The organism is Nonomuraea sp. NPDC050328, assembly GCF_044459405.1.
In the GTDB taxonomy this organism is placed as follows: domain Bacteria; phylum Actinomycetota; class Actinomycetes; order Streptosporangiales; family Streptosporangiaceae; genus Nonomuraea.
On the sequence record NZ_JBITIW010000008.1, the window covers coordinates 399,782 to 415,079 of the forward strand.

The window sequence follows — 15,298 nt, forward strand, 5'->3', positions numbered from 1 at the left end:
AGCGACTCCGCCGCCCGAATCAGCCGACGGCGGCACGCAGCTCCGGAACCACCTCTCCAGCCAGCCGTTCAACCTGCTCCGGCCCGTCCACCATGAAGTTGAACGCGCTGAACCCCAGCCCCACGAACCCCAGCAACGTCTCCGTCACGAGCCCAGCCGCCCCCCTGACCTGCCCGTCCCGCGGCTCGGCCCGCTCATCCACCCGCACCACCACGTTGTACGCGCACGTGATCTCCCCCGGATCCCGCCCAGCCCCCTCGGCGGCCCGGAGCATCCGCTCCCGCATCCCCTTGACCCGCTCCGGCCCGGCGACCCCCAGCGACGGAATCCACCCGTCCGCCAGCCGCCCCGTCACCTCCAGCGCCCGCGGCCCGAACGTCCCCAGCCACAGCGGGATCCGCCGCTCCGGCTTGGGCTCCAGCGGCGCCTCGACCGTCTGGTGATACCGCCCGGCAAAGCTGAACTCCCGCTCCGCCCACAACCCCCGCGTGATCCGGATCGCCTCCTCCAGCCCGTCCACCTTCTCCCGAGCCGTCGGGACCCGCATGCCGTACGCCCTGAACTCCTCGTCCGAATACCCCCCACCCAGCCCCAGGATCAACCGCCCGCCCGACAGCCGATCGAACGTCTCCGCCATCTTCGCCACCAGGGCCGGATTCCGGTACGGCACGCCCAGCACCCTGGTCGCGACGTGGATCCGCTCCGTCCTGGCCGCGATCCACGCCAGCATCGTCCACGTCTCGAAGCTCGCCTCCGCCGTCGCCGGATGATCAGCCGCCGAAACGAAGTCAAACCCCGCCTCCTCCGCCCGCACAGCCTCCCCGACCGGGTCGGCTCCCGCGCTCGCAGAGGTCGCGATGTTCAGTCCGAGCAAAAGCTGTTTTGTTGACATGTCACCAACTCTAAGCCCGCATGAAGCCCCTTGAAAGAGGCTTGAAGGGGATTTCCAGCGGCTCGCCGGAATCTGAGATCACCGAGGCCGACCGGGCCTCGCGAACCCAGCACCACCAGCCTGCTCCACCGAGCTCTGGGCGAGTACGGCGAAGCCGTCGCGCTCAGTTCGCAGCTCTCGACCCCTTCCGGGCCGTCGGCGACCCGCACATGGCCGAGGCGCACTTCCTGGAGTCGATCGCCATCTCCGACGAGCTGGCTACGCCACTGCCCGCCGCCCGCACCAAGCGCGACCTCGCCACTGTCCTCACCTCCCGCGGCGACTCCTCCGCCGCCGCGGCCCTCATCGACCAGGCGCTCACCGTCTTCGCCGCCCACGACGCCCGCGAACTCCACGAGCTCCGCGAAGCCGCCGGCTGATCCTGCCGCCACCGGGTCCTGCAGCCCTGCGGATCGCTCAGTCGGATTCGGTCTCGAGGAGGTGATCGACGACGTGCCAGGAAAGCTCGGCGAAAGCGGCGACCTGTTCCGGCGTGAGGAGGTCGATGAAGTGCCTCCGCACCGACGCCACGTGCGGCGGGGCGGCCTGCTGGATGATGGACACCCCGGTCGTGGTGAGCGCGATGGTGGAGCCACGGGCGTCCGTGGGAACGTCCCGACGGGTCACGAGGCCACGCTGCTCCATGCGCGTGAGGTGATGAGAGAGCCGGCTCTTGGACCAGCGCATGTGCCGGGCGAGTTCGGTCAGGCGCATCTCCGACCCTGGCGACTCCGACAGGGCGGAGAGGACGTCGTAGTCGGCCTCGGATAGGCCGGAGTCGCGCGCTAGATCGCGGGCGATCTGCCGGTTGAGCAGGAGAAACAGACGACGGTAGCCGCGCCAGGCACGGGCTTCCTCTTCGGTGAGCCACCGCGGGTCAGGCATAGGCCAGCAGTGTAGTTGACGCGTCATCAACGCTCCCGCAACGCGCTCGCAACGCGCTCGCCCGAAGCCGCCCAGCGCCCGAGCGCGTCCGTCGCCCCGGGCCGTCAGGCACGAGCGCCGCTGCACAAGCCCCGCCCGCTCGGAGGTTCCGCCCGCTCGGAGGTTCCGCCCGCTCGGAGGTTCCGCCCGCTCGGAGGTTCCGTCCGCTGGGCCGCAAGGCCCAGCGGAGGCGCCCTGACCCGCTGGATCCCGAACCGCGCGCGGGCGAAGGCGCGGGTCGACCTCGGCCCACGCCCCTCGCCAAACCCGCCGCCAACCCGTCGGCAGCGGCCGAAACCCACGCCCGAGCCGTCCCATACCCCCTGCCACATCCGCCCCGCGACACGCTCCAGCGGCAAGCCCTCATCCCAAACCCGTTGGTTCTCGATCGCCGAAAACGCCAGATATCCCAAGATCCACCGCCTAGGGTCTGGGATTCAGCGACCAACGCTTGGTGAGATATATCACCATCTGTCCCATTAATTTGCCTTTGTCGGTTGCTCTTCACATAAGTTCAACCCCGTCGCGGGCTTCACTTGACCCGCATTTGGGACAAGGCCGACGCACCCTTCCGGCCAGGTCCCCGCCCCTGTCCCCTATCTAGGACCGTGGTTCCCCTTGGGCCAGCACAACGTCACCCCGTCCCGTACTTCCAGCAAGCGCCGCTGGACCGCCATCGCCACCGGCGCCGCCGTCCTCGCGATCGCCGGAACGGCCACCTGGGCCGCCGTCGCGGACGACGCGAACTCCTCGATGACGATGAGCGCCTCTCACGCCATGAACAGCCCGGCCCTGGCGACGAGCACCCCCAACCCCTCGTCCGCCCCCGCCGCCGGCTCGGCCCTCGGCACTTCCCCGAGCGCCAACCCCGCCGCCACCGGCGCCCCGTCCAACGCCGCCTCCGGCAAGCCGACGAACGGCACGACCGGCGACTCCGCTACCGGGACCAAGTCCGACGCCGCCAAGTCCACCGACTCAACCGGCTCGACTGGCTCAACCGGTTCGACCGGCTCCACGGGCTCTACCGGGTCGAATGGCTCGTCGGGTGACAAGCCCACCGCATCCAAGTCCGCCACCCCCAAGCCGGTGACGCCGAAGAAGCCCCGCTACCAGGTCATCTCCTCCGGCAGTTGCGGTGCTTCCTTCTACGGCGAGCCGCAGATGACCGCCAGCGGTGAGCGGTTCAACCCCTCCGCCATGACCGCCGCGCACAAGACCCTCCCGCTCGGCAGCAAGGTCCGGGTCACCAACCCCAACTCCGGCGCCTCGGTGATCGTCCGCATCAACGACCGCGGCCCGTACGTCGGCGGCCGGTGCCTTGACCTGTCCGAGGCCGCTTTCGACGCCATCGGCAACACCAACGCCGGGGTCATGCACGTCAGGTACGAGGTCCTTTCCTCGCGCTCCTGATCCTCTTTCGGAGCTTCCGACCCCAGCCCTAGATCCCAACCCTCCGACCCTAGGCTTCGGCCCCTCGACCCCTCGGTCCCGACCTCTCGATCCCGGCCCTTCGGCCCCTCGGTCCCGATGTATCGATGCCGACCGCACGCTTTGGGCATCACAGCCCGATCCCCCTCGGGCCCCGACCGCTTGCCCTGAGCTCTCAGTCGCGAGTGCCTGCTCTTGGCGCTAGCCCCTGGATCTTCGGTCACACCCCCGTCCCGGTATCCGGCGCTCGGGCACCCCCACCAACAACCTGCTGCTTAGCGCGAGCTCCCCCAGCGGCCCCGCGCCGGCTTCCAGATTGCGCGCCCCGTAGCTGCCCAAGCCCCGCGCCTGGATCAGGCTCGGCCAAGGCTCGGCGGCCGACACGAAGCCCCCGCCGCCCACCGCCCGCGATGAGACCCGGCGAGGCCGAGTTCAGTCTGCGGTCGGACGGCTACTTCACCAGGCGCAAGGTCATCGGGTAGCGGAAAGGCCCCTCGGAGAGAGCCGAGATGCTTCCCGCGATGGCCAGGACGAAGGCTGCGACCCAGATCACCGGGATCAGGATCACGCCGACGACGGTGAACGGCAGCAGGAAGGTCGCGCCGATCACGGTGAGGTGGAAGTTCAGCGACTCCAGAGCGTGATGCCGGATGTAGGGCGAGGTCTTGCCCGCGGTCAGCAGGAGGAGCAGCGGGCCGACGATGGGCAGGCCGACGACGGCCAGGCCGTGGGCGGCTGCGGCCCCGAGGCGTTCGTTGCTTTCGGGCGCGCGGTCGAAGGTCACCGGTGCGGGAGCAGGGCGGGCAGCGGGGACCGGGCGCAACGGTGCTCGGGTGCCGGCCTGCGTGCCGTACAGCTCGGACATGATGGGCATGAGGTCGGCGTGCGTACGGGCGGTCATGGCCCGCTCAAGGCGCTCGTCGAACTCGAACTTGTCGAAGCGGCCCTCGGCGTACGCGGCCTTGACGTGATCGACTACGTTCTCGCGGTCCTGGTTGGTGACGCGCAGGTGCTCACGCGGCACCGGTCCGGTCATCGATGGTGTGCCTGCCATGCCTGTCCCCTCCAGATGGATCGATCTGCCTTCATCCTGACGAACGGAGCCAAGGATCGGTATCGGGGCCAACCCGGAGGTGTCCCGGAGAAGCCCCCGACGCCGACGGGCGCGGAAAGGTATAAAAGGAGCTATGAGATGGCGAGACCGCTATGGGCTCCGGCGGCTGCGCGGGCCCAAGGTGGCCAAGTTCGACCGCGAGGCGACCGATGCGGACATCGAGGCGCTTATCGCGTTCGCCAAGTCGCGGCGTGGGGTCGAGTTCTATGTCGAGCCTGAGACGTTTGCGACGGATACCACCGCGGTTGCGGTCGCCGATGACGGAGAGTGGACCCGGCGGCGGGTCGGGGCTCCTGCTGTGATCAAAAAGGTGGCTCATGGGCTTGGGCTGCCGGTCTATGACGTGAACCTTACGGGGTATCCGGCTCGGATGCGGGCTTACAACGAGCGGCGGCGACAGGAAGAGGCCTGAGGGCCGAGCGCCCCACGACTGAGGGGCGGAAGGCCGGGGGCTGAGGGCCGGAGGCCGGGCTGAGGGGCGGAAAGCTGAGGGGCGGAAAGCTGAGGGGCGGAGGCCGGGCTGAGGGCCGAGCGCCCGAGCGGAGGCCCCGGACGGGAACCCAAACCTGAGGGCTGCCCACCGACGGGGCCGGCGCCCGGGCTCGAAGGCAGGGGCGTTGGGGTTGAGATTCCTCGTGGCTCCGGGAATCCAGCTGCGCTGGACGTCGGGTGTCGTCTGCGTCGTGGCGCCGCGGGGTAGCGGCTAGCCGCTGAACCAGAGGGCGGGGTGGGTTGTCACGAGGTGGCGTCCTCGCTGGTGAGGAGGGCGAGCATGGGGGTCATCCACAGACGGTTTGGTGGGCCCATGGAACGGTCCAGGTCGGCTGGGGTGGGCATGCGGTCGCGCAGGGCTGACGGGGACATCATGTGGACCAGTGCGTGGCGGATGAGGCCGGCCATGGAGTAGTACGGGTTGATCGTCAGGGCGCGTTCGACGGCCAGGGAGGCTAGAACGCAGTCGCCTGAGCGCCACGCCGCCATGGCCAGGAGTGAGGCCGCTGGGGGGACGAAGCGGGGTTCCAGGCGGCGGGTGAGGTCTCGCCAGAGGGGGAGGTGGGCCTGGACGTCCATGGCGGTCCAGGCTTCGTCTCGGACTCGGATGATGGCGAGGTCGAAGCCCAACTGGGCGGCTTCGTGGTCGGTCAGGCGGGGGCCTGTGGTGGCGGAGGCCATGGCTTTGCGGATGCGGGATAGCGCCTCGGCGACGTAGGTGGCGGCGAAGGCGTCGGTGACCTCGAGCTCGGTACCTGGGGCCGGAGCCGGCGCGGCCGCTTGGGTGGTCGGAGGGCTGGCGGGCTTGGGCTTCGTGGAGGGTGAGTTGGGGGGATCGGTTGGTGGGGTGGAGGCTGGCGCGCCCGCAGTTATGCGGGTGGTGAGGGTGGTTGCGGCGTCGGTGGTTGCGGTGCGCATGGCTAGGCGGAGGGGGCCGTCGTAAGGGGCCAGGGTGCGTTGGAGGGTGGCGCGGTCGGGGTGCGCGACGAGGCCCTGGACGGTGGCTTCGGCGGCTACCTGGGCGGCTTTCGGGTCGTACGGCGAGCCGTCCGGTGGGCAGCAGGTGGTGAGGTCGCACAGGTATGACCAGTAGCGACCATCTTCTACGCGGAGGGCCTCGGCGACGGGGAGGCCGGTTTGGGTGGACAGGGTGCGGAGGGTGTCGATGGCCGGCGTGACCAGCGGGCCGGGGCCGTAGCCGACTGCGAGGAGGTGGGTGAGGGCTTCGCGGTCGGTGGCTGGGATGAGGGGGTCGAGGGCGTGGGGTGGGAGGGGGAGGTCCCAGCGGGCTGCTATGCGGAGTTCGGTGCCGGAGATCCCTAGGGCTACCAGGCTTTTGGCGGGGTGGAAGCCGAAGAGGTACGGCACGGCGGCCAGGAGGTCGGTGGGGTTGGTGAGGATGAGGGAGGGGGTGGGGGAAGGTTCGGCGGTCATGGGGGTTGAGGGTGCCGCAGGTGCCCCCAATGGCGGAGGGCATCGAACGGCGTTCTGTGGATGGGGTGCGGTGACGGGTGCTTCTGTGGACAGGGGGCTGTCCCATTTGGGGCGGACGCAGGGGCATGGAGGGTGCCGTGGTCCGAGGCGCGGGGTCTCGGGGACGCTGCGCCTGGGAAGGCGGCTCCGCGGGGAGGGTGGCCTGGGGGGAAGGCACCACCCGGGGAAGGTGACCTGGAGGAAGGCGGCCGGGGACTGGCCTCGGGGGCGGCGTGGCTGGGGGTGGCGTGGCTGGGGAGCTGGGGGCCGCCCAAGGTGCTGGAGTCTGAAGCGCCGCGATCTCGAGGGCAACTCTCCGGCGCGGCGGGGCTCGGGTGGCGGGGGTCCTGGGGCGGTCATTTGGGGGTGAAAGAAGAGGGGGCGGAGGAGGCGGGCGGGGGTTGGGCTGGGGTGGTATCAAGGCACGGTGGTAATCGAACGGGTCAAAACGCTGCTGGCCGTGGTGATCCTGGTCGCGGTGGGTGCACCGGCCGAGTATGTGAAGTTCGAGTCCGCCTGGCGCATGGTTGATGGCATGGCGGCGTCGCATGCCTCCCACGGGGAGCTGGGGTCGGCGACCGTTGTCCGGTGGGCGGGGTATCGGAGCAAATACTGCCTGGCTCGCTTCGGCCGGACCGGGGCTGAGGTGGTCGTTCACCTGACTGGTGAGTGCGTGCGGGGGGCGGTGCACCAGGTACGGGTGGTTAGGACACGTAATACCGACATCAGCTTCATCGGGCCCGCCGAGGCTGATCAGGCGTATGAGGCGGGGAGTCTTGATTGGCTCATGTACCTGTTGCCGGTGGTGTTGATCGGGTTGTTGGCGTTGCTCACGTTGGGCGGGGCGGTTGGGGGTGTTGTCGGGCTTGTGAGGGGGCGAGCGTGGGCGCGGCGAGGGTGGGTTGAGCGGAGGTTAGCGCCTCGGGCCAGGGGTGGGGCCGGACGGGCCGTCGGGGCCCTTGGTTCCTGGGGTGGCGGGGCCGCTGAGGCCGGTGGTTCCGGGGGTGGCGGGGCCCTTGAGGCCGGGGGTGGGCGGGCCGGGGGTGGTGGGGGTGAGGCGGTGGCGGACGAGGAGGGCGGCGCCGGCGACGGCGGCGGGCATGGCGAGGACGGCCACGAAGGGCACGAGGAAGAGCAGGAAGATGGGGACGCCGAAGCCCAGGGCAAGGCCGAGGTTGCCGCGGAGGAGGGCGAAGCGGGCGCGACGGGCGAGGCCGCGGCGTTCCATGGCCAGGGAGGTGAGCTCCACTGTCAGGAAAAATCCGGACACGGCGGCGCCTAGCACCGGCACAACCGTCTGTCCGATGACAGGGATGAAGCCCAGGAAGAAGAGCGGAATGGTGAACATGAGCACGTAAAGCAAGGTCACCAGGCTGTCCCGGATGGACCGCGGGACACTACGCCACCAAGGCTCCTCCTGGTACCCGGGCAGCGGATCCGCCTCCCCCGACAACCGCTCGTAGAACGGCTCCCCCACAGCCAGCGTCAACGCCGCGAAGGTGATGACCGCCAGCGCCAGCCCGCCAAGGAAGATCACCACCCCCAGCCCCATCCGGAACCCGTCCCGCCAGCTCCACGAGTCGGCGAAGGGCGTGAGGAACTCGGCGACGTCCGAGGCGTACATCCCCAGGAACACCAGCGCGACGACGTACACAGCGAAGGCGATCAACGCCGGGATCAGCCCGAAGGCCCACCAACGGCCGTTCCGTCCGGCCCAGCCGACGCCCTGGAAGAAGAATCCGACACCGGTGAAGAAGTCGCGCATGCCGAGAAACCTAGCGCCAGAAGTCGGTCACCGCGTAGCCGAGTTCGCCGAGGAGCGCACGGACGAGCGGGAGCGAGATCCCCAGCACGTTCCCGTGGTCGCCCTCGATGCCCTCGACGAACCAGCCGCCGTACCCGTCGAGGGAGAAGGCGCCGGCCAGCCCCAGGGGCTCGCCGGTGGCGACGTAGGCGGCGATCTCCTCGTCGGAGGGCTGCGCGAAGTGCACGACGGTGGACCCGACGCGGGCCGCCTCACGTCCGGTCGCGGCCTCGATCAGGCAGTGGCCGGTGACCAGCCGCCCGGTGCGCCCGCGCATCAGCCGCCAGCGCTCCAGCGCCACCTCGGGCGTGCCCGGCTTGCCGTACGGCCGGCCGTCCAGTTCGAGGACGGAGTCGCAGCCGATGACGACGCCCTCGGTCAGGTCGGCGGCGACGGTGCGGGCCTTCTCCTGCGCCAGGCGGAGGGCGAGCTGAGCGGGCGTGGGCGCGCTGATCGCGTCCTCGTCGACGCCGCTGACGATCACCTTGGGGTCGAGGCCCGCGCTGCGCAGGAGGGCGAGACGGGCGGAGGAGGCAGAGGCCAGGACGATCACAGGCACCAGTTTACCGGCCTGGCCAGGCACGGATCGTGCCTCCCGCGTCACCAGTCCGGGTTGGTGCCCCCGCCGCTGCCGCCGCCCTGGGCGGACTGAGGCTGCCGAGGTTCCGCCGGTTGCTGAGGAGGTTGCTGAGAAGACTGCTGAGGAGCGCCGGAGTCGCCGAGCAGCCCGCCGAGGAGCCCGCCGAGCCCGCCACCGCCCGCGCCGCCGAGGACCGCGTTCAGCAGATCCCCCAAACCCCCGCCCGACATCTCCGACTTCTCGTTGTTGAGGTCCTGGGCCACCGCCCCGGCGTCCATGCCCCGCTGATTGGCCCGCCCGGCCAGCAACGACATGATCATCGGCGCGAGCAGCGGAAGCAGCTTCAGCACCGTGTTCATGTTGATCCCGGCGAACTGCGAGATCCCCGCCGCCGCGTGCTCGGTCCCCTGCTCGCCCAGCACGTGCCCGAGGATGCCGTGCCCGTCCCGGGTCACCGAGGACAGGTCGGAGTTGAACGGGTCGGCCGAGACGTGCTCGTCCAGCGCGGTGCGCAGGGCGTCCGCGCCCTCGGGGCGTTCGGCGTTCTGGGCCAGCCCGCCGACGATGGTCCCGGTGGCCGCCTCGACCGCCTGGCGCGCGGTGGCCACGTCGGTCCCGAGGAGCCCGGCGATCTGCTGGAGGCCGCTGCTGCCCAGTTGCTCGAGAAGTTCATCGTTGAGACTCACGACGACGAACTGCCCAGCGCTCGTTCCCGGTAAGTGCGGGGTTGGGCAAAGATCTAGCCGCTGGACTCGCTGGTCGGCAGCTCGGGCGTCTCGGTCTTGCGGGGCAGTCCCGCGGCCCGGTAGGCGTCCGCCTCGTCGAGGGTCTCGTGCTCCAGCAGGGCGGTCACGATCGCGTCGAGCCGCTCGCGGTTCTCGCCCAGCAGCCGAATGGCCTGCTCGTAGCACTCGTCCACGATCCGCCGGACCTCGTCGTCGACCGCGGCCAAGGTGGCCGGGGCCGCCTGGGGCTGGCCGTCGCTCGGCAGGATGGTCAGCGGGCCGATCTTCTCCGACATGCCCCAGCGCCCGACCATGCCCCGGGCGATCATGGTGACCTGCTCCAGGTCGTTCTCGGCGCCGGTGGTGATCACGTCGTAGACGACGCGCTCGGCCGCCATGCCGCCCAGCGCCCCGATGATCCGCCCGCGCAGGTAGTGGTAGTCGTAGGCGTAGCGGTCGGAGTCGGGCGTCGAGAGGGTGACGCCGAGCGCCCGCCCGCGCGGGATGATCGAGATCTTGCGCACCGGGTCGGCGCCGGGCTGGAGCATGCCGAGCAACGCGTGCCCGGCCTCGTGGTAGGCCGTGCGGGTGCGCTCCTCCTCCGGCATGACGATGCTGCGGGCCGTACCGAGCTGGAGCTTCTCCAGGGCGTCGCCGAAGTCGGGGGTGGTGACCTTCTCCTTGCCCCGCTTGGCCGCCAGCAGGGCCGCCTCGTTGACCAGGTTGGCCAGGTCGGCGCCGGTCATGCCGGGAGTGGTCTTGGCCAGGCGCTCCAGGCTCACCTCGCCGTCGAGCGGGACGCCGCGTGTGTGCACGCGCAGGATCTCGACGCGGCCCTTGGCGTCGGGCGGGGCGACGACGACCGTGCGGTCGAAGCGGCCGGGGCGCAGCAGGGCGGGGTCGAGCACCTCGGGGCGGTTGGTGGCGCCGATGACGATGACGCCCTCGCCGCCGGTGAAGCCGTCCATCTCGGTGAGGATCTGGTTGAGCGTCTGCTCGCGCTCGTCGTGGCCGCCGAGGCCGGAGGCGCCGCCGCGGGCGCGGCCGATGGCGTCGATCTCGTCGATGAAGACGATCGACGGGGCGACCTTGCGGGCCTCCTCGAACAGGTCACGCACGCGGGAGGCGCCGACGCCGACGATCATCTCGATGAACTCGGAGGCGCTGGCGGAGAAGAACGGCACGTTCGCCTCACCGGCCACCGCGCGGGCCAGCAGCGTCTTGCCGGTGCCGGGCGGGCCGGCCAGGAGCACGCCCTTGGGCAGCTTCGCGCCGAGGCGGCGGTACTTGCCCGGGTCCTTGAGGTAGTCGACGATCTCGACCAGCTCGTTCTCGACCTCGTCGATGCCGGCGACGTCGTCGAAGTTGACGCGGACCTTGCCCGCCTCGACCGGCTTGGCCGCCTTCGACTTGCCCAGCCCGCCGAGGCCGCCACCGCCGCCCATCATGCCCGCGCCCCTGCGCATGATCCACACCCAGAGGCCGACCAGCAGCAGCACCGGCAGCAGGGAGAGCAACAGGTTCCAGAACAGGCCGCGGCTCTGCACCGGCGACTCGGCGCTGATCTTCGCTCCCTTGCTGGTCAGCGTGGCGTAGAGCTGGTCCATGTTCGCGAAGACCGGGATCTCGGTGACGAACTTGGTGTAGCTCTTGTTCTCGGTGTCGGGGTCCTTAGCCGTGGCCTTGAGCGAGCCCTCGATCGAGTAGCCGGTGGCGTAGACCTCCTTCACGTTGCCCGCGTCGAGCTGGCTGGTGAACTGCGTGTAGGAGATGGTCTCCGGCTGATCGGAGTCGAAGAAGGACGAGATGAGGAAGAAGGCGGCGTAGACCACCAAGAGGGTGAGGACGAAGCGCCACCAGTTGATCTTCGGGCGGCCGCCGGGCGTGCCGGGCAACCCTTCGGCGCGCCAGGGCTTCTGCTTACCTTTGTCCTGGTCCTGGGCCGGTGGTCCGGAGCGTTCCACGGTGATCTCCCCCCTCGATCACGATCTAGCCTAGGGCACGCACCCCCGCGGCCACGCGGGCGACCTGTCCCCATTGCCGCTTACGCGTATCGGGGACGGAGATGAAGGCGAGGCCGGGCTTGCTCGCGCCGCCCTTCGCGACGACCACGGCCGCCAGGGCGGATCGCTTGCCGTACCGCACCTTGTAGACCAGCATCCAGCCGTCGCGGATCGGCCGGGAGTCGATCCAGGTGAGGCGGGCGCCCTTGGGGTGGCGGCTGAGCGTCCAGCGGGCGGCGAGCAGGGCGGTGTCACGGTGCTCGCGCTGCACCTTGATCGGCACGGGGGCGGTGACGAACAGGGCGCGGGTGCCCTTGATGATCTGCCGGGTGGCGTACGGGCCGGAGCCGTAGGTGCGCCACGGCCTGGGCAGCCTGGGGACGGCGAGGCCGGAGAAGCGGTCCTTGATGGCCGGCCGGTAGCCGCGCACGGCCTTGGCGCGCAGCCGCGCGGGCAGCTTGGGGACGCGCGGGTCGGCGTAGAGGGCCTCCATCGCGGTGTACCCGGGCGCGATCGAGGGGGCCGCGGTCGGGCTGGGCGTGGGGGTGGGGGTGGGGGCGACGAAGGCGGGCGAGACCTCCGGGGAGGGCGTGACCGGGGCCGGTCCGGACGAGGACGGCACCGCCGATGGCGCGGCGACCGGCCGTGCCGCATCCTCGCCCGGACCGGACGGAAGCGCCCAGACGACCACGGCGCCCAGCGCCGCGACCACTGCCAGCCCCCGGTAGATCACCCTCATCGGCAGATCGCCGATCAGGGAACGCTTGGGCGGGTTCGGGCGGCGCGGAGAGACGACATCGGACCCCACGGTCCCACGATCCCCAGCAAGCACGATCGGGAGCGTACGACATATCGGGCCAGCGCGCCCAGGTCGTGTCCGAAGTGTCATCATGGCCCAATGACCCGCGTAGAGCTCCGCTTCGACCAGTCGTCGCGCGAGAGCCGGACGCACACGAACCTGTCCGCGATCCTGGTGGACGAGACGGGTCTGTGGGTCGCCGGGGACGAGACGGCGACCGTCGAACACCTCACCTGGACCGGCACGCTCTTCGACCGCCAGCGCGGCTTCCGCCTGGCCGACTACGTGGATCTGCCCGCCGGCCCGGAGGACGAGGCGGACATCGAGGGCCTGGCCCGGCAGGACGGTCACCTGTGGGCGGTCGGCTCGCACAGCTTGAAGCGCCGCCGCGTCAAGACGAAGAATCCGGACAAAGGGGTGCGGCGACTGGCCACCGTCGTCCGCGAGGAGAACCGTTTCATTCTGGTACGGCTCCCGCTGGACCCCGAGACCAACGCGCCCGCCAAGGGCGCGATCCTGTCCGGCCGGGGCGAGAACCTCGCCGACCGGCTGCACGACGACCCCCACCTCGCGCCCTTCCTGGCCCTGCCGGGCAAGGACAACGGGCTTGACATCGAGGGCCTCGCGGTGGACGGCGACCGGGTCTACGTGGGCCTGCGCGGGCCGGTGCTGCGGGGCTGGGCGGTCGTCCTTGAGGTGCGGCCGGTCGCCGACGGCCCCCGCCTGCGGCTGCGTGAGCCGTACCGCAAGCACTTCCTCGACCTGGAGGGCCTCGGCGTGCGGGACATCTGCCCGCTCGGCGACGGCGACCTGCTGCTGCTCACCGGCCCGACGATGAGCCTGGACGGCCCGGTGCGCCTGGTCCGCTGGTCGCCGCGGCGGCAGCCGGAGCTCGCCGACGACCTGGAGATCGTCGCGGAACTGTCCTACGGCCGCGGCTGCGACCACCCGGAGGGCATCAGCCTGCTCCCGGACGGCCGGCTGCTGGTCGCCTACGACAGCCCGGGGCTCGACCGGCTGACCGAACACGGCGTCTACGCCGACATCGTCACGCTCTAGGTCCAGGCATCGTCACGTTCTAAGTCCAGGCATCGGCACGAACCGAGCCCAGGCATCGTCACGATCTGAGCCAGGGCGCTTCGGCGACGAAGGTGGCCGAACCGGGCGCGATCTCCGTGTACCCCGCGTCGCGCACCACCGGCAGCCCGGCCGCGGCCAGCTCGGCGAACCGCTCCGGAGCAGCGGTCCGTACGGCCACCGCCAGCCCCGCCGCCCGCCACGCGTCCCGCTCGGCGGCCGAGGAGGCCCACCAGGCGAGCTGCGCGCAGTGCCCGGCCTGCGCCATGGCCTTGCCCGCGGTCATCTCCAGCACCGGGTTCTCCCACAACACGATCCCCGAGGCCGCGGCCGGCTCGGCGGTGTCCTCCAGCGTGGTCCCGGACACCTGCAGCTTCGCCAGGTCACGCGGCCAGTCGTCGAGCGGCACCGGCGGATGCACCCGCACCTCGGCGCTGCGGTGCTGGATGGTACGGCCCGGCAGCGCGAGCGCCCGCGCCCACTCCGCGCCCCGAGCCCGGCGCACCACCTTGCGGATCTTCCCGCTGGCCTGCCAGGCCGCGACCTCACCGGCCCACTCCCCCGGCTCGTCGAGCAGCCCGAGCACGGCCGTCGCCGCCGCCTCCAGCGCGTCAGTGCGTTGGGGCGGACTCGCTCGTTCGATCCGGACGACCAGCGGCAGAACCATCCTCACGCCGCTTTCCAACGGTTCTGACCGCCAGGGACATTCCCGCCGCGAGCAGGCACAGCGCGCCCGCGGCGTACCACGCGACGGTGTAGGCCCCGAACTGGTCGCGGGCCAGGCCGGCGCCGACCGCGGCGACGGCCGCGCCGATCTGGTGGGAGGCGAAGACCCACCCGAAGACCACCGCCCCGTCCGCGCCGTAGATCCGCCGGCACAACGCCACCGTCGGCGGCACGGTCGCCACCCAGTCGAGCCCGTAGAAGATGACGAACACCAGCATGCTCGGCTCGGTGGTCGCCGCGAACAGCGACGGCAGCACCATCAGGCTGAGCCCGCGCAACGCGTAGTAGGCGCCGAGCAGCACCCGCGGGTCGACGCGGTCGCTCAGCCAGCCGGAGGCGACCGTCCCGGCGATGTCGAAGATCCCGATCAGCGCCAGCAGGCCGGCGGCGACCGTCTGCGGCATGCCGTGGTCGTGCGCGGCCGGGATGAAGTGGGTGCCGACCAGGCCGTTCGTGCTCATCCCGCAGATCGCGAAGCCGCCGGCGAGATACCAGAACGGCTTGGTCCGCGCTGCGTCGCGCAGCACCCGCAGCGCGCGGGTGGCCGCGCCGGGCAGCGGCTCGGGCCGCGCGACCGCCTCGCCGCCCAGCGGGGTGGTGCCGACGTCGGCCGGGTGGTCGCGCAGCAGCAGCCACACCAGGGGCACGACGGCCAGCGCGGCTCCGGCCACCGACAGCGACGCGACCCGCCAGCCGGGACCGTCGGCCAGGTGGGCCAGCACCGGCAGGAAGATCAGTTGCCCGGTGGCCCCGGCGGCGGTGAGGATCCCGGTCACCAGGCCCCGGTGCCGCACGAACCACCGGTCGGTCACCGTCGCGACGAAGACCAGCGCCATCGACCCGGTGCCCAGCCCGACCAGCACGCCCCACAGCAGCAGGAGCTGCCAGCTCGCCGTCATCAGCACGGTCAGCCCGCTGCCCGCGGCGACCAGGAGCAGGGCGAGGGTGACGACGCGGCGCATGCCGAAGCGGTCCATCAGCGCGGCGGCGAAGGGCGCGGTCAGCCCGTACAGCATGAGGTTGATCGAGACGGCGAGCGAGATCGTCCCCTTGGACCAGCCGAACTCGTTCTCCAGCGGGGTGATCAGCACGCCGGGGGTGGCGCGGAAGCCGGCCGCGCCCAGGATCGCGACGAACGCCACGGCGGCCACGAACCAGGCGCGATGGATTCTCATGCGCCCCATCGTGGCTGCCCCGGCCAAGCCCGCAGAAGTGGCCTGAA

The 15,298-nt window shown here is 71.0% G+C and carries 15 protein-coding genes; 4 read left to right on the plus strand and 11 right to left on the minus strand.

The window, feature by feature from the left end; all coding sequences use genetic code 11:
• Window positions 1-19: 19 nt before the first annotated feature.
• A complete protein-coding gene (locus ACIBG7_RS29360; protein ID WP_397338323.1) occupies window positions 20-892 on the minus strand; it encodes an LLM class flavin-dependent oxidoreductase in 873 nt (290 codons plus the stop codon).
• Between the two features lie 209 nt (window positions 893-1,101).
• Between ACIBG7_RS29360 and ACIBG7_RS29365 the strand changes: the two genes are divergently transcribed.
• A complete protein-coding gene (locus ACIBG7_RS29365) occupies window positions 1,102-1,311 on the plus strand; it encodes a hypothetical protein (protein WP_397338324.1) in 210 nt (69 codons plus the stop codon).
• 37 nt (window positions 1,312-1,348) lie between these two features.
• Here the strand turns inward: ACIBG7_RS29365 and ACIBG7_RS29370 are convergent, their stop codons facing one another.
• Window positions 1,349-1,816: a MarR family winged helix-turn-helix transcriptional regulator gene (locus tag ACIBG7_RS29370; protein ID WP_397338325.1), complete on the minus strand. Its 468-nt coding sequence runs from the start codon at window positions 1,814-1,816 to the stop codon at window positions 1,349-1,351.
• Between the two features lie 657 nt (window positions 1,817-2,473).
• Here ACIBG7_RS29370 and ACIBG7_RS29375 point away from each other — a divergent pair.
• Window positions 2,474-3,265, plus strand: a complete 792-nt coding sequence (locus tag ACIBG7_RS29375; RefSeq protein WP_397338326.1) for a septal ring lytic transglycosylase RlpA family protein — start codon at window positions 2,474-2,476, stop codon at window positions 3,263-3,265.
• Between the two features lie 469 nt (window positions 3,266-3,734).
• Here ACIBG7_RS29375 and ACIBG7_RS29380 read toward each other — a convergent pair whose 3' ends face one another.
• The gene (locus ACIBG7_RS29380; protein WP_397338327.1) at window positions 3,735-4,337 is read right to left on the minus strand and encodes a DUF1707 and DUF4870 domain-containing protein; all 603 of its coding nucleotides are present in this window, start codon (window positions 4,335-4,337) and stop codon (window positions 3,735-3,737) included.
• Between the two features lie 133 nt (window positions 4,338-4,470).
• Here ACIBG7_RS29380 and ACIBG7_RS29385 point away from each other — a divergent pair, with 133 nt between their 5' ends.
• Window positions 4,471-4,809, plus strand: a complete 339-nt coding sequence (locus tag ACIBG7_RS29385; protein WP_397338328.1) for a hypothetical protein — start codon at window positions 4,471-4,473, stop codon at window positions 4,807-4,809.
• Between the two features lie 323 nt (window positions 4,810-5,132).
• On the opposite strand, the gene ACIBG7_RS29390 is transcribed toward ACIBG7_RS29385, so the two are convergent.
• From ACIBG7_RS29390 to ACIBG7_RS29415, 6 genes are all read right to left on the minus strand, one after another.
• The gene (locus ACIBG7_RS29390) at window positions 5,133-6,323 is read right to left on the minus strand and encodes a DUF4192 domain-containing protein (RefSeq protein WP_397338329.1); all 1,191 of its coding nucleotides are present in this window, start codon (window positions 6,321-6,323) and stop codon (window positions 5,133-5,135) included.
• A 952-nt stretch (window positions 6,324-7,275) separates the two neighbouring features.
• The gene (locus ACIBG7_RS29395) at window positions 7,276-8,127 is read right to left on the minus strand and encodes an EI24 domain-containing protein (protein WP_397338330.1); all 852 of its coding nucleotides are present in this window, start codon (window positions 8,125-8,127) and stop codon (window positions 7,276-7,278) included.
• Between the two features lie 10 nt (window positions 8,128-8,137).
• Window positions 8,138-8,719, minus strand: a complete 582-nt coding sequence (locus ACIBG7_RS29400; RefSeq protein WP_357934217.1) for a nucleoside triphosphate pyrophosphatase — start codon at window positions 8,717-8,719, stop codon at window positions 8,138-8,140.
• A 47-nt stretch (window positions 8,720-8,766) separates the two neighbouring features.
• Entirely contained in the window at window positions 8,767-9,432 is a 666-nt protein-coding gene (locus ACIBG7_RS29405; protein WP_397338331.1) for a DUF937 domain-containing protein, read from the minus strand.
• Window positions 9,433-9,485: 53 nt separating this feature from the next.
• Window positions 9,486-11,435 (minus strand): ATP-dependent zinc metalloprotease FtsH, encoded by a 1,950-nt coding sequence (gene ftsH / locus ACIBG7_RS29410; protein WP_357934212.1) that lies wholly within the window; start codon window positions 11,433-11,435, stop codon window positions 9,486-9,488.
• Window positions 11,436-11,460: 25 nt separating this feature from the next.
• Window positions 11,461-12,282 (minus strand): hypothetical protein, encoded by an 822-nt coding sequence (locus ACIBG7_RS29415; protein WP_397338332.1) that lies wholly within the window; start codon window positions 12,280-12,282, stop codon window positions 11,461-11,463.
• A 90-nt stretch (window positions 12,283-12,372) separates the two neighbouring features.
• On the opposite strand from ACIBG7_RS29415, the gene ACIBG7_RS29420 reads away from it, so the two are divergent.
• Window positions 12,373-13,332: a DUF3616 domain-containing protein gene (locus ACIBG7_RS29420; RefSeq protein WP_357934206.1), complete on the plus strand. Its 960-nt coding sequence runs from the start codon at window positions 12,373-12,375 to the stop codon at window positions 13,330-13,332.
• 58 nt (window positions 13,333-13,390) lie between these two features.
• On the opposite strand, the gene ACIBG7_RS29425 is transcribed toward ACIBG7_RS29420, so the two are convergent.
• Together ACIBG7_RS29425 and ACIBG7_RS29430 are read right to left on the minus strand one after the other, a co-directional pair.
• Window positions 13,391-14,017 carry a peptidyl-tRNA hydrolase gene (locus tag ACIBG7_RS29425; protein WP_357934291.1) on the minus strand — a complete coding sequence of 209 codons (627 nt, stop codon included), beginning with the start codon at window positions 14,015-14,017 and terminating at the stop codon, window positions 13,391-13,393.
• Entirely contained in the window at window positions 13,962-15,260 is a 1,299-nt protein-coding gene (locus tag ACIBG7_RS29430; protein WP_397338333.1) for an MFS transporter, read from the minus strand. Before ACIBG7_RS29430 ends, ACIBG7_RS29425 begins: the two co-directional genes overlap by 56 nt.
• Window positions 15,261-15,298: the final 38 nt, after the last annotated feature.

Bases quoted from the DNA above. Each gene is read 5' to 3' on its own strand.
- ACIBG7_RS29380 (WP_397338327.1), bottom strand. From the start codon at position 4,337: ATGGCAGGCACACCATCGATGACCGGACCGGTGCCGCGTGAGCACCTG.
- ACIBG7_RS29385 (WP_397338328.1), top strand. From the start codon at position 4,471: ATGAGATGGCGAGACCGCTATGGGCTCCGGCGGCTGCGCGGGCCCAAG.
- ACIBG7_RS29425 (WP_357934291.1), bottom strand. From the start codon at position 14,017: ATGGTTCTGCCGCTGGTCGTCCGGATCGAACGAGCGAGTCCGCCCCAA.
- ACIBG7_RS29390 (WP_397338329.1), bottom strand. From the start codon at position 6,323: ATGACCGCCGAACCTTCCCCCACCCCCTCCCTCATCCTCACCAACCCC.
- ACIBG7_RS29430 (WP_397338333.1), bottom strand. From the start codon at position 15,260: ATGGGGCGCATGAGAATCCATCGCGCCTGGTTCGTGGCCGCCGTGGCG.
- ACIBG7_RS29360 (WP_397338323.1), bottom strand. From the start codon at position 892: ATGTCAACAAAACAGCTTTTGCTCGGACTGAACATCGCGACCTCTGCG.
- ACIBG7_RS29395 (WP_397338330.1), bottom strand. From the start codon at position 8,127: ATGCGCGACTTCTTCACCGGTGTCGGATTCTTCTTCCAGGGCGTCGGC.
- ACIBG7_RS29370 (WP_397338325.1), bottom strand. From the start codon at position 1,816: ATGCCTGACCCGCGGTGGCTCACCGAAGAGGAAGCCCGTGCCTGGCGC.
- ACIBG7_RS29420 (WP_357934206.1), top strand. From the start codon at position 12,373: ATGACCCGCGTAGAGCTCCGCTTCGACCAGTCGTCGCGCGAGAGCCGG.
- ACIBG7_RS29365 (WP_397338324.1), top strand. From the start codon at position 1,102: ATGGCCGAGGCGCACTTCCTGGAGTCGATCGCCATCTCCGACGAGCTG.